Below are 19,508 nucleotides of genomic sequence, written 5' to 3' on the forward strand. Positions count from 1 at the left end.
CCGAGAACGGGCTCACGGTTCCTCCAGGGGCGCTTCGGGCTGGACCTCGACGAGCCGGAGGTGAGCGCCGCGCGGGGCCGCGACGATCGCGGCGACGGCGGCGGCGACGTCGGACGGGCGCAGGAAGTACGGGTGGCGGGCGTGGCCCCACTTCACCCAGTCCTCCAGGACGGCGCCGGTCGTGTCCGGATCCCAGCTCATGCCCATCCCGGTCGCGGTCGGTCCGGGCCGGACGATGGACGCCCGGACGCCCGTCCCCTCAAGCTCCATCTGCATCGTCCGGGCCATGCCCTCCACGCCGTTCTTGGCCGCGACATAGGCGCCCGTCCAGGAGCGAGGGGCGGGGACGGTGTCGGACGAGACGAACACGATGTCGCCGCGTCTCCGCGCCACCATCTGCGGGACGAAATGCGAGACGAGCCGGTGCGCGCCGACGAGGTGGACCTGCACCTGCGCGAGGAACTCGGCGGTGTCGAGTTCGTGGAGGCGTCCGGCGGACAGGTCGCCCGCGCTGGAGACGACGATCTCGATGGGGCCGAGCGCGTCGGCGGCCGCGGCGGCGAACGCCTTGACCGAGTCGGAGTCGGCGACGTCCAGCGGGTGCGCGAACGCCTCTCCCCCGCCGGCCCGGACCGTCGCGGCCAGTTCCTCGCACTTGTCGACGCGCCGGGCGCCGAGCGCGACCGGGTGCCCGGCCATCGCCAGCGCCGTCGCGGTCGCCGCGCCGATCCCCGACGAGGCGCCGGCGACCACGGCCGCGCGCCGTTCTGGATGGGGCTCGAACCTGGGCATCAGCGCACCTCCACACGTACGGGCAGTGCCGCGAAACCGCGGACGTTCACCGAGTGCACCCGCTCGGCGTTCGCGTGGTCGACCTCGTAGGAGGCGACGCGGCGGACGAACTCGGTCAGCGCGATGCGCGCCTCCAGCCGCGCCAGGTTCGCGCCGAGGCAGAAGTGCCGGCCGCCGCCGAAGCTGACGAGCTGCGAGGTGTCGCGGTCGAGGTCGTAGGTCTCGGCGTCGGCGAACACGCGCGGGTCGCGGTTGGCCGACCCGATGAGCAGGAGCATGCGGTCGCCCTCGCGGACCCTCTGTCCGTGCAGTTCGACGTCCCGCGTGACCTTCCTGGCGAGCATCTGGCTGGAGGTGTCGTAGCGGAGCGTCTCCTCGATCCAGTCGTCCACGCGGGCCGGGTCGCGGAGCGGCTTGGCGGCCTGGTCCGGGTTCCGCGCCCCCCAGTACAGGGCGTTGGCGAGCAGCTTGGTGGTCGTCTCGTTCCCGGCGACCACCATCAGGAAAAGGAACGCGATGACCTCCTCGTCGGTCAGCCGGTCGCCGTCGATCTCGGCGTCGAGCAGCGCGGAGGTCAGGTCGCCGGTCGGCTTGCGGCGCCGTTCGGCGACCATGTCCTGGTAGTAGCCGACGAGGGTGAGCGCGGCGTCCATCCCGGCGGGCGGGACGTCGTTCAGCCCCTCCTCGCGGTGGACGACCGTGTCCGCGAGCCGGCGCACCTCGGCCCGGTCGGCCTCGGGCACGCCCATCATCTCCGAGATGACGTCCATGGGCAGCAGGCCCGCGAAGTCGGCGACGAAGTCGAACTCGCCCTTCTCCAGGGCCGGTTCCATGTGGCGCCTGGTCAGGTCGAGGATGCCGTCCTCCAGCTCCTTCACCCGCCGGGGCGTGAAGCCCTTCGACACGAGGGCGCGCATGCGGGTGTGGCGCGGCGGGTCGAGCGCGAGGAACGACATCGTCCGGTGCGCGTGCGGGCCCCAGGCGCTCGGCTCCACCGAGACGCCGTGGGAGTTGGAGAACGTCGCGTGGTCGCGGAAGGCCGCGGACACGTCGGCGTGCCGGGACAGCGCCCAGAAGCCGATCTCGTCGTTGCGGTACAGGGGCGCCTCCTCGCGGAGGCGGGCGTAGAGGGGGTAGGGGTCCTCGTGGACGGCGTAGTCGAACGGGCTGTAGGAGACCTGCGCGGCAGGGTCCACGGCCGTCACCTCACTCGGGGATCTCGGGGAGGATGAGCTCCGCCATCTCGGCGAGCCGGTCGGCCATGCGGGCGTAGGACGTGTATCCCATGCCCGCGTACACGAGCGCGCCGGTGTAGGCCAGCTCCAGCGCGCCGAGGATCTTGGGGTCGTCGTGCTCGCGCAGCGCCGCGCGGAGCCGTTCGCGGATCGCGTAGCCGATCCGCATCCGAAGTTCGCGGACGTCGGGGTCGGTGCCGAGCAGCGCGGTGGTGCACGCCGCCGCGAGGTCCGGTTCGTCCGACACCAGCAGCGCGATCTCGCGGAGCGTCTCCACGACCCGTTCGCGCAGCGTCCCGTCCGCCTCCACCGGGGGCAGGGCGCTGAGCCGCCGCCAGAACACCTCGGTGATCAGGTGGTTCTTGGAGGCGAAGTAGGTGTAGGCGGTCGCGGGCGCCACGCCCGCGCGGCGGGCCACGTTGCGGACGGTCAGGCCCTCGTAGCCGGTCTCACCGACCTCCACCACGGCGGCGTCGGTCAGCCGCCGCACCGTGTCGGCCTGCCGCTCGGTGAGGCGGCGCCGGGTGGACTCGGTCATGGGCTCGGATTTTCCGGACACGTGTCCAGACATTAGTTCAGAAGACTGCCGCGCGCAACGTCGGGGCATCTCGGACGGCGCGCGGCGCCGGGTGAGGCGGGTGGGATTCGAACCCACTCAGTCAGCGACACTTGGGTTACAGCCAAGCCCGACTCTCCGAACGTCGGCGCCGCCCCTCGCGCGGGCCGCCCGGCCCGCGCCGTACCTCCGGAGGGATTCGAACCCCCAGCGCACAGCACCTCATGCTGCCGTCTCTGCCGTTGGACTACGGAGGCATGCGTGCGGCTCCCGGGATTCGAACCCGGAACGTCCACTTCCTGAGAGTGGCCTCTCTGCCTGTTGGAGTAGAGCCGCGCGTGACTCGCAAGGGCGGGCGTCGCTCGCGGCGGCTCGGCCGGGGCCTCTAGGAGACGGGATACCGGCCGGGGCGGGCGTGCGACGCCGAGGGCAGTCGAAGTCGATACTGCTCCAGAGCCATGGCCGGTCCTCCTCTCGGACGTCTCGCGTCACCGTCTTCGACGGGCTGACGTCGTCTACGGTGCCATCGGCCGCGCGACTGCGGCAACGGGTTTTCGGCTCAGCTGTCGTCCGGCAGGGCCGCGCCGAACGCGACCAGCGCCCAGAACGCGACCATGATCCAGCCGAGCGCGATCCCCGTCACCGCGAGTCCGAGCCCGCGCTCGCCGGAGCGCCGGAGCCGCACCCAGGCCATGTGCCCGGCGATGATCGCGGGGATGGACGGCAGCCCGCACGTGATCAGCCCCACCGCGCCCATGGACACCGCGTAGATCGCGAGGCTGTTCATGGGCGGCTTGCCGTGCGGGTGGTGCGCGGCCGGGTACTGGTGGGGCGCCTGCGTCGGCTGGCCCTGGTACCCCGTCGGCTGCCGGTACCCGGTCGGCTGCTGGTAGACGGCCTGCCGGGCGTCGATCGCGTCGGCGTAGCGGCTCCAGCTCTCCGCCTCGGCGGTCCGTCCCTGCCCGCTGAGCAGGACGGCGAGGTTGCGCATCGCGGCCGGGTCGCCGGCCTGCGCGGCCTGCCGGTACTGCCCCTCGACGAGCGCCGCCGCCTCCCCCGCGGCGAGCGGCGGGACGACCTCCGACGCCTGCGTCCCCGGCGCCTGGGACTGCGCGTCGGCGCGGTGCCGGCCCGGCGCCTGCGTGTGCGGCTGTGAGGGCGCCTCCGTGCGGTGCCGGCCCGCAGCCTGCGTGTGCGGTTGCGACGGCGTCTCCGTGCGGTGCCGGCCCGGCGCCCGGGTGTGCTGCGAGGGCGGCGCGGACTGCCGGACGCCGCTGGAGATCAGGCCGTCCAGCAGCGACTGGGCGGACGGCCGCCGCGCGGGGTCCTTGGCCAGCGCCGCCTGGACGGCCTTGAGCAGCGTGCCGTCGAGCCCGCTCAGATCGGGTTCGCCGCTGATGATCTGGTGGATGACGGCCGGCAGCGAGTCGCCGCCGAAGCACGGTCCGCCGCGCGCCGCGAAGGCCACGGTCGCGCCCCAGGCGAACACGTCGGACGCCGGGGTCGCGCCGCGCCCGTCCAGCTGCTCGGGGGCCATGAACGCGGGCGTGCCGACGATGCCGCCGGTCGCGGTGAGGCGCGTCCCGTCCATGGAGCGGGCGATGCCGAAGTCGATGACGCGCGGCCCGAACGTGGACAGCAGCACGTTGGCGGGCTTCAGGTCGCGGTGCACCACGCCCGCGTCGTGGATGGCGGTCAGCGCGGTCGCGATGCCGACCGCGACGGCCTCCAGGTCGGCGCCGCGCAGCGGCCCCTCCTTCGCCACGGCGGCGTCCAGGCTCGGGCCGTTGACGAACTCGGTCACCAGGTAGGGCGGGTCCGCGGCGGGGTCGGCGTCCAGGACCGGCGCCGTGCAGAACGGCCGGACGCGCTTCGCCGCCGAGACCTCCGCCTCGAACCGCGCGCGGTACTGCCGGTCGGCCGCGTACTCCCGCCGGATCACCTTGAGGGCGACCTTGCGCCCGGACGCGTCCAGCCCCGCGTACACCGTCCCCATGCCACCCTCGCCGAGACGGTCGACGACCCGGTAGGGGCCGATGCGCTCCGGCAGGGCGGCGTACGGCACGGGACAATCTCCTTGAGACGGCGAACGGCCGTACAAGCCTGGCACATCCCCACGGCTCACGCGGCCACACTCCGCGATCATCCAGGCGCGCGCCTCAGCCGAGTTCGGCCCGCACCGTCCCGGCCACCATCCCGGCCGTCACCTCCAGCGGCCTGACGTCATGCGCCGTCCGGCTGAGCACGAGCGCGCCCTCGAAGGCGCTCAGCACGTAGGTGGCCAGATCCTTCGCGCGCTCCTCCGCGATCCCGGCGCCCGCCAGCCGCCGCGCGAGCGAGAGCTCCCATGACGCGAACACGTCCGCGCACGCGTGCCGCAGCGGCTCGCTCGTGCCGGCGACCTCCAGCGCCACGGTCGCGATCGGGCAGCCGTCGCCCCAGTCCGACTTCTGCAACGCCTCCGCGCTCAGCCGGAACATGTCGAGGACCGACTGCCCCAGATCACGGCCGGCCCCCTCGAAGACGAGGTCGAACAGGCGCAGGTACCGGTCGCCCGAATGCCGCACCGCCTCGGCCCCCAGCTGCTCCTTTCCACCGGGGAAGAAGTGGTACAGCGACCCCCACGGCGCGCCGCCGGCAGCGGTGATCTGCTTGAGCCCCGTCCCCGAATATCCCTGCTCGCGGAACAGCTGGGCACTAGCCTCCAGCAGCCGGGTCCGTGTATCGCGCGTCATGCCGACACCCTAGCCGTTGCTCTCGCTAGATCGATCTATCTAGTATGACGATCGATCTAGACAGGGAGGCGCCTCATGACCGTGCGGACCGAACGCCGGGGACCCGTCCACGTCATCACCCTCGACCGCCCGTCCCGCCGCAACGCGGTCGACGGCCCGACCGCCCGGCGGCTGGCCGAGGCCGTCCGCGACTTCGAGGAGGGCGACGCGAAGGTCGCCGTGCTGACCGGCGCCGGCGGCGCGTTCTGCGCGGGCAACGACCTGAAGGCGATGGCCGCGGGCGACTTCCCCGCCCCGACCCCCGACGGCCCGCCCCCGATGGCGGTCACGCGCACCCGCCCGTCCAAGCCGGTGATCGCGGCGATCGAGGGCTACTGCTTCGGCGGCGGCTTCGAACTGGCCCTGTGGTGCGACCTGCGCGTGGCCTCGGAGACCGCCGAGTTCGGCCTGCTCAACTTCGAGCACGGCCTCCCGCCCCTGGATGGCGCGACCGTCCGCCTCCCCCGCCTGGTGGGCAAGGCACGCGCCCTGGAGGCCGTCCTGACCGCCCGCCGGATCCCCGCCAATGAAGCCGCGGACTGGGGCCTGCTCACCACCCTCACCCCACCCGGCGAGGCCCTGCAAACAGCCCAGACCTTGGCCGACCGGATAGCGTCCCTCCCCGCCCCCGCCCTCCAAGCAGCCCGAGCCTCACTCCTAGCTCAGGAAACCCTCCCCGAGCCAGAGGCCCTGCAAAACGAAACGACCCTCGCCCTAGCGGCGCTGCCCAGTCCCACATAAACCGCAAGGGCCCCACCCACCGAAGCGGACGAGGGCCCAGAGCAGAACTAGAAGCCGTGCGAGCTCACACGTCATCCCGCCCAAAGATCTCCGCGGCCGTCCGAACGGTGAGCGACTGCTCCAGCCACGCGTTCAGCCGCGCCACGTCCGTGCACCCGAGGACCCGCTCCCGCTCCCCCTCACTCACCTCGATGCCCCGGTGCTCCAGAACCAACAGTATGGATTCGGCACGCGCCTCGACATAGGCCTCGGCAAAGGCCTTGGCAGCACCCCCGGCACACAACTCTGCCCAGCCCTTCGGTATGCCTTGGGCATAGGCCTTGGCGAGGTAGTAGTCATAGAGAGGCGAGTCATCCCATATTCCACAAAGGCCCGATAAGGCGGTGGCGATGTCCCCCGCCTCAAGCGGTGGGAACTCGCCAGGCGAGGCGCATGTCGAATCGGTCACCGCTCTTCGCCTCGGCCGAATATTTCTGCGGCGGTCTGGGCGGTGAGCGAACGAGCAAGCCACACACCCAACCGCGCCATGTCCGTGCACCCGAGGACCCGCTCCCGCTCCCCCTCACTCACCGCGATGCCCCGGTGCTCCAGAACCAGCAGCACATCCTCGGCCCTGCTCTCGGCCTTGCCCTCGGCCTTGCCCTCGGCCTTGCCCTCGGCCTTGCTCTTGGCTGCGGTTTGGGCCATCAGGGTGTCGTAGTAGGGCGATTCGGTCCGCATCATGGTCTCCAGGGTCTTGCGTGCCACCTCGGGTAGGACTGCCTGCACGAACTGATAATAACGGTGGGCGTGTTCGTGGCCACTCTCTGCCAGTACGTTCGCGCCGTCGAAGGCGCTTCGCAGGACGTTGGCCTGGTGTTCGCCCGTGCCGTGGAATAAGGCGGACAGGACGCCCATGGCGGGGTCGGCGGCGATCTGCGAGCCGTCCTTCATGAGCGGGACGTGTTCAGGCCCCAGGACCAGCGGGGTGAGGGTGTGCCCGGGGTGGCCGGTGTCGATCCGGATGCCGCACCACTGGGCGACCACGGGGTCGGGGGCGATCACCAGGAGGACGGTGGGGCAGCGCTGGCGGTTGCGGAGGGTGGCGAGGTAGAGGGGCCACGTCCAGCGCTTGTCCTCGGCTCTCTTGCGCTGGACCTCGACCACCACGCCCGTCCGGCCGCGGGTTGTTTCGAGGACGATCGCCGCGTCGGCTGTGTACTCCTTCGTCTTGAGGTCGGTGAAGGACTCTGAGACGTCCCTGGCCTGCCGGACTTCGGCGAGGGGGACGCCCATCTCGGTGAGCAGTTCCGCGGCGAGCATGGGGGACCAGCGGAACAGCTCTGCCGAGATGTCGTGCTCCTGTGTCGGCATGCGTTCGACACTATGAGCAATCGAAAGATCACACTGAGTATTCGCTGAACTGTTCGACGATTGTGGTCCTGGTCACATTCCATACTGGGGCTTACCAAGCGAATTTGCTGGGGCGTCTTGCGTCCCGTCAGGGGCTGAACGCTAGTCTGGACAGGTGTCCAGAACAACCGATCGCTTGCTTCTGCTGGACGGGCGGCTCGTCCCCGGGGCGGGCGGCGCCTTCGAGACGATCAATCCCGCGACCGAGGAGGTGCTCGGCACCGCCGCCGACGCCTCCGCCGACGACATGGACCGGGCGATCGCGGCGGCCCGCCGCGCGTTCGACGAGACCGGCTGGGCGACCGACCACGCCTTCCGCGCGCGGTGTCTGCGGCAGCTCCGGGAGGGGTTGCGGCGGCGCGCCGACGAGCTGCGCGAACTCACGATCAAGGAGGTGGGCGCGCCTCGGTTCCTGACGTACGGGGCCCAGTTGGACGCGCCCGTCGACGACCTCGGGTGGTTCGCCGACCTGGTCGAGGGCTACGCCTGGGAGCGGGACCTCGGGCGGGCGGAGCCGATGGGGATGCCCAGCCACCGGCGGGTCGTCCGGGAGGCGGCGGGCGTCGTCGGCGCGATCACCCCGTGGAACTTCCCGCACCAGATCAACCTCGCCAAACTGGGTCCGGCGCTGGCGGCGGGGAACACGGTGGTCCTGAAGCCGGCGCCCGACACGCCCTGGTGCGCGGCAGTGGTCGGCGAGGTCATCGCGAACGACACCGACATCCCGCCGGGCGTGGTCAACGTGGTGACCTCGTCGGATCACGCGCTGGGCGCCCAGCTCGCCCAGGACCCGCGCGTCGACCTGGTCTCCTTCACCGGGTCCACCGCGACGGGGCGGAACGTGATGGCGAGCGCGGCCGGGACGCTCAAGCGGGTGTTCCTGGAGCTCGGCGGCAAGTCGGCGTTCATCGTGCTGGACGACGCCGACCTGCGGGCGGCGTGCTCGTACGCGGCGTTCGCCGGGGTCGCCCATGCCGGGCAGGGATGCGCGATCACGACGCGGATCCTCGTCCCTCGCGAGCGCCACGACGAGGCCGTCGAGATCACCGCCGGGTCGCTGGCGAAGCTCGGCGCCGGGGACCCGCAGGACGACCGGACGATCTGCGGCCCGGTCATCTCGGCGCGGCAGCGCGAGCGGATCGAGGGCTACCTGGAGCTGGCCGTCAAGGACGGCGGCGCGTTCGCGTGCGGCGGCGGCCGTCCGGAGGGCCGGGACAAGGGCTTCTGGATCGAGCCGACGCTGATCACGGGGCTGACCAACGACTCCCGCGCGGCGCGGGAGGAGATCTTCGGGCCGGTGCTGGTGATCCTGCCGCATGACGGCGACGACGACGCGGTGCGGATCGCGAACGACTCGCCGTACGGGCTGTCGGGCGCGGTGCACGGCGGCGACGTCGAGCGGGCGCGCGCGGTCGCGAAGAGGCTGCGCACCGGGACGGTCAGCGTGAACGGCGGCGTCTGGTACGGCGCGGACGTCCCGTTCGGCGGCTACAAGCAGTCGGGCATCGGCCGGGAGATGGGCGTGGCCGGGTTCGAGGAGTACCTGGAGACCAAGGCGATCGCGGAGGGCGTATGAGGTTCGAGGGGAAGGTCGCGGTCGTCACCGGGGCCGCGCAGGGGATCGGCGAGGCGTACGCGCGGGCGCTGGCCTCTGAAGGCGCCCAAGTGGTGGTCGCGGACGTCAATGAGCGCGGGCGGGACGTCGCGGACGAGATCAAGGGCCTGTTCGTGCGGACGGACGTGTCCGACCCCGCGTCCGTCGAGGCCATGGCGGAGAAGGCCGTGGAGCGGTTCGGCGGGATCGACCATCTCGTCAACAACGCCGCCATCTTCGGGACGATGAAGCTGGACTTCCTCTTCACCGTCGACTGGGACTACTACAAGAAGTTCATGTCGGTGAACATGGACGGCGCGCTGCTGTGCGCGCGCGCCTGCTACCCCCACATGCAGGCGCGGGGCGGCGGCTCCATCGTCAACCAGTCGTCCACGGCGGCGTGGCAGTACTCGGGCTTCTACGGGCTGGCGAAGGTCGGCGTCAACGGGCTCACGCAGCAGCTCGCGCACGAGCTGGGCGGCATGAACATCCGCGTGAACGCGATCGCGCCCGGCCCGATCGACACCGAGGCGAACCGGACGGTCGTCCCGGGCAACATGTCGCAGAAGATCGTCCGGGACAAGATGGCGCTCAAGCGGATGGGGTCGCCCGAGGACCTCGTGGGCGCCTGCCTGTTCCTGTTGTCGGACGACGCCGCGTGGATCACCGGCCAGATCATCAACGTGGACGGCGGCGAGGTGTTCCGCGCATGAACGATGCGGACGGGGAGGCGCAGGTCCCCCCGGAGGGCGAGCGCATGGCGGTCGGCTTCGTCGGGCTCGGCCAGATGGGTGCGCCGATGGCGGCCCACCTGGCCGGCGACCGCCTGGTCGTGTACGACGCGCGGGCCGAGGCGGTGGCGCCGTTGGTGAAGGCGGGCGCGCGGGCGGCCAGGAGCGTCGCGGAGGTCGCCGCGCGCTGCGACCTGGTGTCGGTCATGGTCCGGGACGACGCCCAGGTGATGGAGGTCGGCGAGGAGGTGCTGGCGAGCGCCCGTCCGGGCACGGTCCTCGCGATCCACTCGACGATCCGCGCACGGACCGCCGAGGACCTGGCCTCGCGGGCGGGGCGGTACGGGATCGAGGTGGTGGACGCGCCGGTGAGCGGCGGGTTCATGGGGGCGAGCGCGGGCAGCCTCGCGGTGATGGTCGGCGGGACGCAGGAGGCGTTCGACCGCTGCCGTGAGCCGTTCGGCGCCTGGGCGGACCTCGTCCTGCACATGGGGCCGGTCGGCGCGGGCACCCGCACGAAGCTGGCCCGCAACATGCTGCACTTCATCTCGTTCACCGCCGCCGCCGAGGCGCAGCGGCTCGCGGAGGCGGCCGGGGTGTCGCTGCGCAAGCTCGGGCGGGTCGTCCGGCACACCGACGCGATCACCGGCGGCGCCGGCTCGATCATGCTGCGGCCGACGACCGCGCCGCTGGAGCCGGACGACGACCTGTACGACATCCTGCGTCACACGCGGGACCTCGGCGAGAAGGACCTCTCCCTCGCGCTGGAGCTGGCGGACGAGCTGGGCGTCGACACCCCGCTCGCCCGGATCGCACTCGAACGCTTCGGCGCGGGGCTGGGGCTGGCGGGAGAAACCAATGAGTGAGCGAAGCGAGTCGGGGGGTGTGGGGGGTCGTCCCCCCACAGACGACACGAATGAGCGAAGCGAACCGGGGGGTGTGGAGGGTGCCTCCCCGGCGGAGAGTAGGCGTGCGCGCGGGTTGGAGATGATGCGGCAGGTCTATGGCTGGGAGGTCTCGGACGGGCCCGGTGACTTCTTCGGTATCACCGTCGAGCATCTCTTCGGGGAGATCTGGACGCGTCCCGGGTTGAGCATGCGCGACCGGCGGCTGCTCCTCATCGGGGCGCTCGCCGGTCAGGGGCTGAACGACGTCCTCGACATCCAGATCCCGGCGGCGCTCGGCAACGGGGAGCTGTCGCCGGACGAACTGCGCGAGATCGGCGTCTTCCTGACCCACTACGTCGGCTGGCCGCTCGGCTCGAAGCTGTGCGTCCAGATCGACACACTGATCGCCAGGCACGAGAAGCGCGCTCGGCGGGACGGTTAGCAGAGCCGCGGGGACGGGGCGGGCATCAGCATCGGCCCGGCCACGCGGAACCGTTCGACGCCCTGGCGGGTGAGGCTGACGCGCAGGTCGATCCAGCCTGCCCTGCCGGCCTCGGCGCAGTCGGGGGCGCCGCGCCGCGGGAAGTGCAGGTCGCCCACGGACAGCTTCGCGCCGCGCACGTGCACCGGCAGCAGGAGGCGCGACCCGGCGGCGAGCGGGGCGATGAGGCATCCGCCGACGTCGCGGCCGCGCGCGTCGCCGGGCACGGCCACCGGGTCGGACGGCGCGCAGCCGATGACCCCGGGGTGGCCGCCGGCGTCGCGGCCGCCTCCGGGGCGTCCGACGGCGAGCACGTCCACCACGATCACGTCTCCGGGTTCCGCGCCGACGACGACGAGCGGACCGCAGAGCAGAGCACCGCCGCCGGGCTCGCGGCCGGGGCACTCCATCCGGACGGAGCCGCCCGTGATGACCTCCGCGACGCCCGCGATGTCGGGGTGCCAGTGGGAGTGTCCGAGAACATCCCGCATCCCGGGGTCGTCGAGGTCGAACACGGCTGGTGAGGGCATCGGGCAGCGCTCCTTCCAGCAGGGATCAGGCGGTGGTCCGATCGTGGCGGGCCGCTGTTTCCGGACGGTTTCGGTGTGCTGACGCTCGCGTAAGACGGCCATCACCGGAAATCCCGCGGCGCATGGGAACCGGGCGGCGGACGCGAGCGTCCAACGTCCATGCGTGGGCGCATCTTCTTCCCGGTCGCGACGACGCTCCTGTTCTCCGGGGTCGCGGGGTGTACCCCGTCAGGAGAGGTATCCGACCGGAACACCGAGCGGCCGCCGGTGCGGCTCGTCGCCTATGACAGCTGTGACGTGCTCCACGAGGAGTTGCGCCGCGCCACCTTGGACAAGGTCGGCCCGTACGGGCTGGACGGCGTGCCCCGCGACGGCATCGCGGCGCTGGGCAAGGCTCCGATGGCCGGCGGGGCGCCCGGGGAGTCGAGGTCCTCCGCGCCCGCTCCCGAGCACTCCGCCACGAACTCGCACGAGCCGGGCGCGGACGAGCCCGACCAGGTGAAGACCGACGGCCGCAGGATCGTCGCGTTCGCGCAGGGAAGGCTCAGGGTCATCGACCCGGTGTCGCGCAAGGTGACGCACACGCTGAAGATCCCGGAGGGCACCCGGTACGACACCGGGGAGCTGCTGCTGAGCGGTGACCGTGTGCTCGTGCTGACGCGGCAGACGAGGGCCGTCGCCTTCAAAGGGCCGGAGCCGGGCGCCGCGAAACCGTCGCGGCCGGGGCCCCTGCCGGCGCAGACGATGCGCCTGACGCTGGTCGATCTGTCCGGAAAGCCGAAGGTCGTCGGGACGATGACGTCCGGCGCCGACTACCTGGACGCCCGGCAGACCGGTTCCACGGTCCGGGTGGTGGTGAGGTCGGAGCCGCGCATCTACTTCCCGGGCGGCAACGGCCTGAAGAAGTCCACCGAGGCGAACCGGGAGGCGGTGCTGAAGGCCCCGCTCGACGCCTGGCTGCCGTCCTTCGAGATCGAGGGCGGCCGGACGTACCGGACCCCGTGCGACCAGGTCAGCCGCCCGGCCTCGCACGCGGGTTCCTCGATGCTGACCGTGCTGACGTTCGATCTGGCGAAGGGCCTCGCCGACCCGCTGCCGGTCGCGGTGGCCGCCGACGGCTCGACCGTCTACGGCAACGGGAGGAGCCTCTACGTCACCGGCTCGCCTTCGGCGCCTTACGCGCCGCCGCGCAAGAAGGCGGTCGAACCGCGCACGGACGTCCACAAGTTCGACGTCGGCGGTGCCGGACGCCCCCGGTACGCGGCCTCCGGGTCGGTGAAGGGCTCCCTGCTCAACCAGTACTCGATGTCGGAGCATGAAGGCGACCTCCGCCTCGCCACGACATCCGGCACCTTCGAACCCGGCGGCAGGACGTCGCAGAGTTCGGTGTACGTCCTGGCCCAGCACGGCTCCCGCCTCGACCAGGTCGGGCGCCTCGACGGCCTCGGCAAGGGCGAGCGCATCCACTCCGTCCGGTTCATGGGCGACACCGCCTACGTCGTAACGTTTCGGCAGACCGACCCCCTGTACGTCGTCGACCTCAAGGACGCCCGGCACCCCCGCGCCACCGGCGAACTCAAGATCAACGGCTACTCGGCGTACCTGCATCCCACGGCGGACGGGAAGCTGCTCGGCGTGGGGCAGGACGCCGACCCCTCCGGCCGGACGAGCGGCCTCCAGGTCTCCCTCTTCGACGTCTCCGGCAAGCCCCGCCGGATCGGCGCCTACAGGCTCCCCGGGTCGAACTCGCAGACGGAGTTCGACCCGCACGCGTTCCTGTACTGGCCGAAGACCGGTCTCACGGTCATCCCGGTGGCGCTGCGGGACGGCGGCGCGCCCCGGGCCCTCGCCCTGAAGGTGACCGGTACCGACATCACCGAGGCCGGATCCGTCCGGCACCCCGGCGAACTCCAAGGCGGCGTCAGCCGATCGCTCGTCATCGGAGGCACCCTCTGGACGTTCTCAGCCGACGGCGCGCACGCCGTCGACGCGTCCACCCTCAAGGGCGGCGACTGGCTCCCCTACGACTGACGCACCGCGCTCAAGCCGCCCCGACCGCCAAGCCGGACGACACGGCGCCGCCGACCGCACCGCAGAGCGGTCAGCGCAGGCCCGTCGAGCGCTGGAGCGCCGTCTGGATGAGCCGGTCGACCAGGGCGGGGTAGTCCAGCCCCGTCGCCGCCCACATCTGCGGGAACGCCGACGCGGGGGTGAAGCCCGGCATCGTGTTGATCTCGTTGAGGATCCAGCGGCCGTCCGGGGTGTGGAAGAAGTCGACCCGGGCGAGGCCCTCGCAGTCGAGCGCGTCGAACGCCTGCACGGCGATGCGGCGGACCTCCTCGATCGCCGCGGGCGGCAGGTCCGGCGGGATCGCCATGGTGGTGGAGCCGTCGAGGTACTTGGTCTCGAAGTCGTAGAAGTCGTGGTCGCCCGCCATCAGCACCTCGGCGGGCAGGCTGGCCTCGGCGGGGCCGTCGTCCACGCCCTGCAGCACGCCGCACTCGATCTCGCGGCCCTCGACGGCGGCCTCCACGATGACCTTCGGGTCGTGCTCGCGGGCCGCCTCGACCGCGGCCTCCAGGTCGGACTCGTCGGTGACGCGGGTGATGCCCATGCTCGACCCGGCGCGGGCCGGCTTGACGAACACCGGCGTCCCCTCGGCGAGGCCGAGCTCCCTGATGATCTCGTCGAGCTTGCGCTTGCGCTCGCGCCGCCACTCCCGGTCGCCGACCAGCACGTACGGGCCGACGGGCAGGCCGCGCGCCTGCCAGACGAGCTTCATGAACCCCTTGTCCATGCCGACCGCGCTGGCCAGCACGCCGGCGCCGACGTAGCGGATGCCGGCGAGGTCGAGCAGGCCCTGGATCGTGCCGTCCTCGCCGTAGGGGCCGTGCAGGAGCGGCAGCACCACGTCGACGTCGCCGAGAGTCGCGGGCACCGCGCCCGGCTCGATCACCATCAGGCCGCGGCTGTCGGGGTCGAACGGCAGCGCGAGGACGCCGCCCTCCCCGGTCACCTCGGGCAGCCGGCCGCCCTCGATCGCGAGGCTCAGGTCCCCGGGCGGGAGCACCCAGCGCCCGTCGCGGGCGATGCCGATCGGCACCACGTCGTACCGGTCCCGGTCGATGGCGGCCATGACGGCGCCCGCGGTGACGCAGGAGATCGCGTGCTCGGAGCTGCGCCCGCCGAACACCACGGCCACGCGGATCCTAGAAACCTGGGACATGACGCCCGACCCTACCGGTGATCAGCACGGGTCGGCCACGAGCGAACCGGGTGCGGGGCGCGGTCACGCCGTCACACCCCGTACCGCTCGGGCTTCGGAGACCGCGATATCAGCGAGATCGCCGCCTCCTTGATCGGCATGCCGCGGTGCAGGACGGCGGTGACCGCCTCGGTGATCGGCATCTCCACGTTGTGCTTGCGCGCCAGCTCCAGCACCGCCTCGGCCGACTTCACGCCCTCCGCGGTCTGCTTGGTGACGGCGATGACCTCGTCCAGGGTCATGCCGCGGCCGAGGTTCTCGCCGAACGTCCGGTTCCGCGCGAGGGGCGAGACGCAGGAGGCGACGAGGTCGCCCATCCCGGCGAGGCCCGCGAAGGTGTGCTCGTCGGCGCCGAGGGCGGCGCCCAGCCGGGCGATCTCGGCCAGCCCGCGGGTCATCAGCAGGGCCTGGGTGTTGGAGCCGAACCCGAGCCCCACCGACATCCCGACGCACAGGGCGACGACGTTCTTCACCGCGCCGCCCAGCTCGACGCCGATCACGTCCGTGGAGGTGTAGACGCGGAAGTAGGACGTCATGGTGGCGGCCTGGAGGCCCCGCGCGGCGTCCTCGTCCACGCACGCGGCGACGGCGGCGCTGGGCTCGCCGGTGGCGATCTCGCGCGCCACGTTCGGGCCGCTGAACACCGCGACCCGCTCCTCGGGGACGTCGGCGACCTCGCGGATCACCTCCGACATGCGGCGGGTGGTGCCGAGCTCGACGCCCTTCATCAGGCTGACCAGGACCGCCTCGCGCGGAAGCAGCGGCACCCAGCCGCCGAGGTTCTGCCGGAGCGTCTGCGCCGGGACGGCGAGCGCCACGAAGTCGGCGCCGCGGAGGGCCTCCGCCGGATCCAGGGTCGCGCGGATCGCCTCGGGGAGCGGGATGCCCGGCAGGTAGTCGGTGTTCTCGTGGCGTTCGTTGATGCCCTCGACGACCTCCGGGCGGCGCCCCCACAGGGTGACCTCGCCGCCGGCGTCGTGCAGCATCATCGCGAACGTCGTGCCCCAGGATCCGGAGCCCATCACCGCGGTACGGAAGGTCACGAGTCGGCCGCCTTCGGCTCTGCGGCGCGCTGCCCGGCGGCCTCCGGCCCGGCGGGTCTCGCCTGCTCGGGAACCGCGCCCTTGGCCGCGCCCGCGGCCCCGGCGGCTCTGCCCGCCTCCGCGGCCCCAGCGGCTCTGCCCGCCTCCGCGGCCCCGGCGGCTCTGCCCGCCTCGGCGGCTTCGGCGGCGTGGCGGCGCTCCTCCAGCACCTTGTGGTGGTCGTACGGCACGGCGGGCGGCTCCTCACCGCGCAGCTCGCCGAGCAGGGCGGTGATCGCGGCCATGATGTCGTCGGTGGCGGCGCGCAGGGTGTCGCGGTCGAGCGGGAGCCCGTCGTACTTCGACAGGTCCACGGGCGGCCCGGCGATCACCTGCATCCTCTTGCGGGGCAGCGGGTGGAAGCCCTTCTTCAGGCTGCCCCGGAGGCCCGTCTGCTCGCCCTTCTTGTAGGGCATCAGCTCGTGCGCGCCCCAGCTCGCGACCGGGACGACCTTGGCGCCGGTCGTCAGCGCCATCCGCGCGGCGCCGGTCTGCCCCGTCATCGGCCACAGCTCGGGGTCGCGGGTGCAGCTGCCCTCCGGGTAGAACATCAGACACTCGCCGTCCCGCAGGGCCTGCGCGGCGTCCCTGAGGGCGAGGGCGGCGTCGGCGCTGTCGCGGTAGACCGGGATCTGGCCGGTGCCGCGCAGCACCGCCCCGATGAACCTCACGTCGAACAGCGTGGACTTGGCCAGGTAGACGGGGTAGCGGCCCGACTCGTAGACGAAGTGGGCGAGCGCGAGGGGGTCGGACTCGGAGATGTGGTTGGCGGCGATGATGACGCCGCCCTTGCGCGGGACGTTGCCCCGGCCGCGCCAGTCGCGCTTGAGCAGCCCGAACAGCAGCGGTCGCAGGATGACGATCGTGAGCATGCGCCACCCCGGGGAGTAGCGGTGGCCCGGGCGTCCCTCCTGCGAGGGGGCGACCCCCTGCTTCGCTGCGCTCATCTCGCCCCTCCCTCGATCCGTCCCCCAGGTGAACCTGGGGTGTCCTCAAGTGTCGCGGTTGCGGGCGCATAGTGTCGAGTTGCCATGTCTACACCTGCACCCTCCGCGGAAGCGCCCGGAACGCCGCTGCTCCGGTGGTCGCTCGTCGTCCCCGTGAAGGTCCTCGCCAAGGCCAAGACCCGGATGTCGGCCGCGGCCGGGCCGCACCGGGAGGCCCTCGCGCTCGCCGTCGCGGCCGACACGGTCGCCGCCGCGCTGCGCTGCGACCGGGTCCGCGACGTGATCGTAGTCACCGACGATCCCCTTCCGGCGGCGGAGCTCGCCGCCCTCGGCGCCCGGATCGTTCCGGACGTGCCGGACGCCGGTCTGAACCCGGCCCTGGTCTATGGGGCCGACCGGGGCCGCGAGCTGGCCGCCGACGCGGGCGTCGGAGCGATTTCAGCCGACTTGCCCGCTTTGCGACCCCTTGAACTCGCTCGCGTCCTGGACGCCGCCGGCGCCGCGCCCGAGGCGTTCGTACCGGACGCCGCCGGAGTCGGCACGACGCTCTACACGGCCCGCCCGGGCGTCCCGTTCTCCCCCGCGTTCGGCGGCGACTCGCGGGCCGCCCACCGCGCCCGCGGCGCCCGGGAGATCCTCCTCCCGGGTACCGACAGCGTACGCCGCGACGTCGACACCCCGGACGACCTCCGCGCGGCGCTCGCCCTCGGCGCCGGTCCGCGCACCACGGCCGTCGCGTCCCGGCTGCCCTCGTTGGCCTAGAGTCTGGGGCATGCAGGCGACGGTGAAGGCGTTCGACGCGGAGACCCGCTCGGGGAGCGTGCTCCTCGACGACGGGACGGAGCTGCCCTTCGACGCCGAGGCGTTCGCGGCGGGCGGCCTGCGGCTGCTGCGCTTCGGCCAGCGGGTGAACCTCGCGCTGGCCGGCGACCGGATCTCGGTGGTGACGCTGTCGACCTTCCCGCTGCCCGCCCCGCCCGCCTGAGCGTCCGCCCCTCGCGCCGGTCGGCGGGGTCCGGAAACGCATCAGCGCCCGGGGCCGTGCGGACCCGGGCGCTGAGACGGTGAAGCACTTACTTCTTGCCGGCCACCAGGTTCTTGAAGTCGGCGCCCGCCTTGAACTTCGGCACGGACGTCGCGGGAACCTCGATGGTCTTGCCCGTTGCGGGGTTGCGGGCCGTGCGGGCAGGCCGGTCGGCCTTCTCGAACGAACCGAACCCGGTGATCGCGACCTTGTCGCCCTTGGCGACGGCGGTCTGGATCGCCTCCAGGATGGCGTCGACGGCCTCGGCTGCGGCCTTCTTGCTGCCCAGCCGGTCAGAGATGGCGTCGACCAGCTCACGCTTGTTCATGGGTTACTCCTCTAGTTCCCCCCTTGCCCGAACGAAACTAAGGGACCTCCACCATGGACACAATCACCTGCACGCAAACGATGGCGTGTCGCTGGCGTTTTTGTCGGTCTCGCCCCCGTCTCGCCCGGTGACCGGACCGGATCCGGCCACTGCGCACGCTAACCGACGTCGGGGCCGTCTTGGAAATCGGCGAGGAACGCGTCCAGCCTGCGAGCGGCCAGTTCGGCGTCCCGTTTCGCCAGATCGGTGATCGCCAGCAGGTGCCGGATGAGCCGCTGCCGGTCCTGCGGCGGGAGCGGGGCCACGGCCCGATGAGCGTCACGCAACTGGCGTGCTAGCTGCGTCAACGCCGGATCGTCCCACTGTGGCCCGGTCCACGGGGCCGTGCTCATCTGGTATCCCCAAACGGTCGGCGGTCTTCGGACACTGGGAGAATTCTCCCTCGTGCCCCCGCCGGCCGGCGCGTCCGGGGTGCGTTCGGCGCGTTCGGGGCAGGTTCGGCGCGTCGCGGCGCCGGACGGCCGGCGCCGCGGACGGCGTGTCGCGGATCCGCTCCGCGCTACAGCGTGGTGGGGAGCAGCGGGTTGCGGGCGTTCTCGAAGTCGCCGATGGCGTCGGCGTGGCGCAGCGTGAGGCCGATGTCGTCCAAGCCCTCCATGAGGCGCCAGCGGGTGTAGTCGTCGATCTCGAAGGACGCGGTGTCCGCGCCCCAGCGGACCTCGCGCTCGCGCAGGTCGACGGTGATCTCCAGGGCGGGGTCCTTCTCGACCGCGTCCTGCAGCGTCTCGACCTGCTCGCCGGTGAGGACGACCGGCAGCAGCCCCATCTTCGTGGAGTTGTTGCGGAAGATGTCGCCGAAGCGCGGCGCGATCACGACGCGGAAGCCGTACTGCTGCAGCGCCCAGACGGCGTGCTCGCGGGACGAGCCGGTGCCGAAGTCGGGCCCGGCCACCAGGATGCCCGCGCCCTCGTACTGCGGCTGGTTGAGGACGAACTCCGGGTCCTCGCGCCACGCCGAGAACAGGCCCTTGTCGAAGCCGGTGCGGCTGACCTGCTTGAGCCACACGGCGGGGATGATCTGGTCGGTGTCGACGTTGCTGCGGCGCAGCGGCACCGCGCGCCCGGTGTAGGTGGTGAACGCTTCCATCG

At 72.2% G+C, this 19,508-nt stretch carries 22 protein-coding genes and 3 tRNA genes; 8 read left to right on the forward strand and 17 right to left on the reverse strand.

Going from position 1 to position 19,508, the window contains the following annotated elements; translation table 11 throughout:
- Positions 1–12: 12 nt before the first annotated feature.
- From AB0C21_RS02215 to AB0C21_RS02250, 8 genes are all read right to left on the reverse strand, one after another.
- Positions 13–792: an SDR family oxidoreductase gene (locus tag AB0C21_RS02215; protein ID WP_149257828.1), complete on the reverse strand. Its 780-nt coding sequence runs from the start codon at positions 790–792 to the stop codon at positions 13–15.
- Positions 792–1,988, reverse strand: coding sequence for a cytochrome P450 (locus AB0C21_RS02220; protein WP_500202250.1), 1,197 nt, complete (start codon positions 1,986–1,988; stop codon positions 792–794). Before AB0C21_RS02220 ends, AB0C21_RS02215 begins: the two co-directional genes overlap by 1 nt.
- 10 nt (positions 1,989–1,998) lie before the next feature.
- Positions 1,999–2,565 carry a TetR/AcrR family transcriptional regulator gene (locus AB0C21_RS02225; protein ID WP_500202251.1) on the reverse strand — a complete coding sequence of 189 codons (567 nt, stop codon included), beginning with the start codon at positions 2,563–2,565 and terminating at the stop codon, positions 1,999–2,001.
- A 92-nt stretch (positions 2,566–2,657) separates the two neighbouring features.
- Positions 2,658–2,741, reverse strand: a tRNA-Tyr gene (locus AB0C21_RS02230).
- A gap of 26 nt (positions 2,742–2,767) precedes the next feature.
- Positions 2,768–2,840, reverse strand: a tRNA-Leu gene (locus AB0C21_RS02235).
- Positions 2,841–2,845: 5 nt separating this feature from the next.
- Positions 2,846–2,919 (reverse strand) — tRNA-Leu (locus AB0C21_RS02240).
- A 223-nt stretch (positions 2,920–3,142) separates the two neighbouring features.
- Entirely contained in the window at positions 3,143–4,648 is a 1,506-nt protein-coding gene (locus AB0C21_RS02245; RefSeq protein ID WP_500202252.1) for a protein kinase domain-containing protein, read from the reverse strand.
- A gap of 94 nt (positions 4,649–4,742) precedes the next feature.
- Positions 4,743–5,318, reverse strand: coding sequence for a TetR/AcrR family transcriptional regulator (locus tag AB0C21_RS02250; protein WP_500202253.1), 576 nt, complete (start codon positions 5,316–5,318; stop codon positions 4,743–4,745).
- A gap of 75 nt (positions 5,319–5,393) precedes the next feature.
- On the opposite strand from AB0C21_RS02250, the gene AB0C21_RS02255 reads away from it, so the two are divergent.
- Positions 5,394–6,098 carry an enoyl-CoA hydratase-related protein gene (locus AB0C21_RS02255; RefSeq protein ID WP_500202254.1) on the forward strand — a complete coding sequence of 235 codons (705 nt, stop codon included), beginning with the start codon at positions 5,394–5,396 and terminating at the stop codon, positions 6,096–6,098.
- Between the two features lie 64 nt (positions 6,099–6,162).
- On the opposite strand, the gene AB0C21_RS02260 is transcribed toward AB0C21_RS02255, so the two are convergent.
- Entirely contained in the window at positions 6,163–6,546 is a 384-nt protein-coding gene (locus tag AB0C21_RS02260) for a hypothetical protein (RefSeq protein WP_500202255.1), read from the reverse strand.
- Complete coding sequence (locus tag AB0C21_RS02265; protein WP_500202256.1) at positions 6,543–7,451, reverse strand: hypothetical protein; 909 nt, start codon at positions 7,449–7,451, stop codon at positions 6,543–6,545. The genes AB0C21_RS02260 and AB0C21_RS02265 overlap by 4 nt, the downstream gene beginning before the upstream one ends.
- A gap of 154 nt (positions 7,452–7,605) precedes the next feature.
- On the opposite strand from AB0C21_RS02265, the gene AB0C21_RS02270 reads away from it, so the two are divergent.
- The 4 genes from AB0C21_RS02270 (at position 7,606) to AB0C21_RS02285 (ending at position 11,144) form a co-directional block, all read left to right on the forward strand.
- Positions 7,606–9,066, forward strand: a complete 1,461-nt coding sequence (locus AB0C21_RS02270; RefSeq protein ID WP_500202257.1) for an aldehyde dehydrogenase — start codon at positions 7,606–7,608, stop codon at positions 9,064–9,066.
- Entirely contained in the window at positions 9,063–9,797 is a 735-nt protein-coding gene (locus AB0C21_RS02275) for an SDR family oxidoreductase (protein ID WP_500202258.1), read from the forward strand. The genes AB0C21_RS02270 and AB0C21_RS02275 overlap by 4 nt, the downstream gene beginning before the upstream one ends.
- Positions 9,794–10,681: an NAD(P)-dependent oxidoreductase gene (locus AB0C21_RS02280; RefSeq protein ID WP_500202259.1), complete on the forward strand. Its 888-nt coding sequence runs from the start codon at positions 9,794–9,796 to the stop codon at positions 10,679–10,681. The genes AB0C21_RS02275 and AB0C21_RS02280 overlap by 4 nt, the downstream gene beginning before the upstream one ends.
- Before the next feature lie 124 nt (positions 10,682–10,805).
- Positions 10,806–11,144, forward strand: a complete 339-nt coding sequence (locus AB0C21_RS02285) for a carboxymuconolactone decarboxylase family protein (RefSeq protein WP_500202260.1) — start codon at positions 10,806–10,808, stop codon at positions 11,142–11,144.
- Here the strand turns inward: AB0C21_RS02285 and AB0C21_RS02290 are convergent.
- Positions 11,141–11,713, reverse strand: coding sequence for an acetamidase/formamidase family protein (locus AB0C21_RS02290; protein WP_500202261.1), 573 nt, complete (start codon positions 11,711–11,713; stop codon positions 11,141–11,143). The two genes, AB0C21_RS02285 and AB0C21_RS02290, sit on opposite strands and share 4 nt — an antisense overlap.
- Positions 11,714–11,872: 159 nt before the next feature.
- Between AB0C21_RS02290 and AB0C21_RS02295 the strand changes: the two genes are divergently transcribed.
- On the forward strand, positions 11,873–13,744 hold the full coding sequence (locus tag AB0C21_RS02295; protein ID WP_500202262.1) for a beta-propeller domain-containing protein: 1,872 nt from the start codon (positions 11,873–11,875) through the stop codon (positions 13,742–13,744).
- Between the two features lie 70 nt (positions 13,745–13,814).
- Here the strand turns inward: AB0C21_RS02295 and AB0C21_RS02300 are convergent, their stop codons facing one another.
- From AB0C21_RS02300 to AB0C21_RS02310, 3 genes are all read right to left on the reverse strand, one after another.
- The gene (locus AB0C21_RS02300; protein WP_500202263.1) at positions 13,815–14,939 is read right to left on the reverse strand and encodes a D-alanine--D-alanine ligase family protein; all 1,125 of its coding nucleotides are present in this window, start codon (positions 14,937–14,939) and stop codon (positions 13,815–13,817) included.
- A gap of 71 nt (positions 14,940–15,010) precedes the next feature.
- A complete protein-coding gene (locus AB0C21_RS02305) occupies positions 15,011–16,000 on the reverse strand; it encodes an NAD(P)H-dependent glycerol-3-phosphate dehydrogenase (RefSeq protein ID WP_149258085.1) in 990 nt (329 codons plus the stop codon).
- Positions 16,001–16,017: 17 nt separating this feature from the next.
- Positions 16,018–17,007: a lysophospholipid acyltransferase family protein gene (locus tag AB0C21_RS02310; protein WP_500202264.1), complete on the reverse strand. Its 990-nt coding sequence runs from the start codon at positions 17,005–17,007 to the stop codon at positions 16,018–16,020.
- 84 nt (positions 17,008–17,091) lie between these two features.
- Between AB0C21_RS02310 and cofC the strand changes: the two genes are divergently transcribed.
- Positions 17,092–17,769, forward strand: coding sequence for a 2-phospho-L-lactate guanylyltransferase (gene cofC / locus AB0C21_RS02315; protein WP_500202265.1), 678 nt, complete (start codon positions 17,092–17,094; stop codon positions 17,767–17,769).
- Positions 17,770–17,779: 10 nt separating this feature from the next.
- Positions 17,780–17,992, forward strand: a complete 213-nt coding sequence (locus AB0C21_RS02320; protein ID WP_500202266.1) for a cold-shock protein — start codon at positions 17,780–17,782, stop codon at positions 17,990–17,992.
- Between the two features lie 88 nt (positions 17,993–18,080).
- On the opposite strand, the gene AB0C21_RS02325 is transcribed toward AB0C21_RS02320, so the two are convergent.
- From AB0C21_RS02325 to leuD, 3 genes are all read right to left on the reverse strand, one after another.
- Positions 18,081–18,359 carry an HU family DNA-binding protein gene (locus tag AB0C21_RS02325; RefSeq protein ID WP_026403810.1) on the reverse strand — a complete coding sequence of 93 codons (279 nt, stop codon included), beginning with the start codon at positions 18,357–18,359 and terminating at the stop codon, positions 18,081–18,083.
- A 158-nt stretch (positions 18,360–18,517) separates the two neighbouring features.
- On the reverse strand, positions 18,518–18,751 hold the full coding sequence (locus AB0C21_RS02330) for an SCO5555 family protein (protein WP_500202267.1): 234 nt from the start codon (positions 18,749–18,751) through the stop codon (positions 18,518–18,520).
- Between the two features lie 167 nt (positions 18,752–18,918).
- Entirely contained in the window at positions 18,919–19,506 is a 588-nt protein-coding gene (leuD, locus tag AB0C21_RS02335) for a 3-isopropylmalate dehydratase small subunit (protein WP_500202268.1), read from the reverse strand.
- Positions 19,507–19,508: the final 2 nt, after the last annotated feature.

This window comes from Spirillospora sp. NPDC049024 (assembly GCF_040649235.1).
In the GTDB taxonomy this organism is placed as follows: domain Bacteria; phylum Actinomycetota; class Actinomycetes; order Streptosporangiales; family Streptosporangiaceae; genus Spirillospora.

Coding starts and splice junctions, on each gene's coding strand:
- AB0C21_RS02215 (WP_149257828.1), bottom strand. CDS start 792: ATGCCCAGGTTCGAGCCCCATCCAGAACGGCGCGCGGCCGTGGTCGCC.
- AB0C21_RS02225 (WP_500202251.1), bottom strand. CDS start 2,565: ATGACCGAGTCCACCCGGCGCCGCCTCACCGAGCGGCAGGCCGACACG.
- AB0C21_RS02250 (WP_500202253.1), bottom strand. CDS start 5,318: ATGACGCGCGATACACGGACCCGGCTGCTGGAGGCTAGTGCCCAGCTG.
- AB0C21_RS02255 (WP_500202254.1), top strand. CDS start 5,394: ATGACCGTGCGGACCGAACGCCGGGGACCCGTCCACGTCATCACCCTC.
- AB0C21_RS02265 (WP_500202256.1), bottom strand. CDS start 7,451: ATGCCGACACAGGAGCACGACATCTCGGCAGAGCTGTTCCGCTGGTCC.
- AB0C21_RS02275 (WP_500202258.1), top strand. CDS start 9,063: ATGAGGTTCGAGGGGAAGGTCGCGGTCGTCACCGGGGCCGCGCAGGGG.
- AB0C21_RS02280 (WP_500202259.1), top strand. CDS start 9,794: ATGAACGATGCGGACGGGGAGGCGCAGGTCCCCCCGGAGGGCGAGCGC.
- AB0C21_RS02285 (WP_500202260.1), top strand. CDS start 10,806: ATGCGGCAGGTCTATGGCTGGGAGGTCTCGGACGGGCCCGGTGACTTC.
- AB0C21_RS02290 (WP_500202261.1), bottom strand. CDS start 11,713: ATGCCCTCACCAGCCGTGTTCGACCTCGACGACCCCGGGATGCGGGAT.
- AB0C21_RS02295 (WP_500202262.1), top strand. CDS start 11,873: ATGCGTGGGCGCATCTTCTTCCCGGTCGCGACGACGCTCCTGTTCTCC.
- AB0C21_RS02300 (WP_500202263.1), bottom strand. CDS start 14,939: ATGTCCCAGGTTTCTAGGATCCGCGTGGCCGTGGTGTTCGGCGGGCGC.
- AB0C21_RS02305 (WP_149258085.1), bottom strand. CDS start 16,000: ATGGGCTCCGGATCCTGGGGCACGACGTTCGCGATGATGCTGCACGAC.
- AB0C21_RS02310 (WP_500202264.1), bottom strand. CDS start 17,007: ATGAGCGCAGCGAAGCAGGGGGTCGCCCCCTCGCAGGAGGGACGCCCG.
- cofC (WP_500202265.1), top strand. CDS start 17,092: ATGTCTACACCTGCACCCTCCGCGGAAGCGCCCGGAACGCCGCTGCTC.
- AB0C21_RS02320 (WP_500202266.1), top strand. CDS start 17,780: ATGCAGGCGACGGTGAAGGCGTTCGACGCGGAGACCCGCTCGGGGAGC.
- AB0C21_RS02325 (WP_026403810.1), bottom strand. CDS start 18,359: ATGAACAAGCGTGAGCTGGTCGACGCCATCTCTGACCGGCTGGGCAGC.
- AB0C21_RS02330 (WP_500202267.1), bottom strand. CDS start 18,751: ATGAGCACGGCCCCGTGGACCGGGCCACAGTGGGACGATCCGGCGTTG.
- leuD (WP_500202268.1), bottom strand. CDS start 19,506: ATGGAAGCGTTCACCACCTACACCGGGCGCGCGGTGCCGCTGCGCCGC.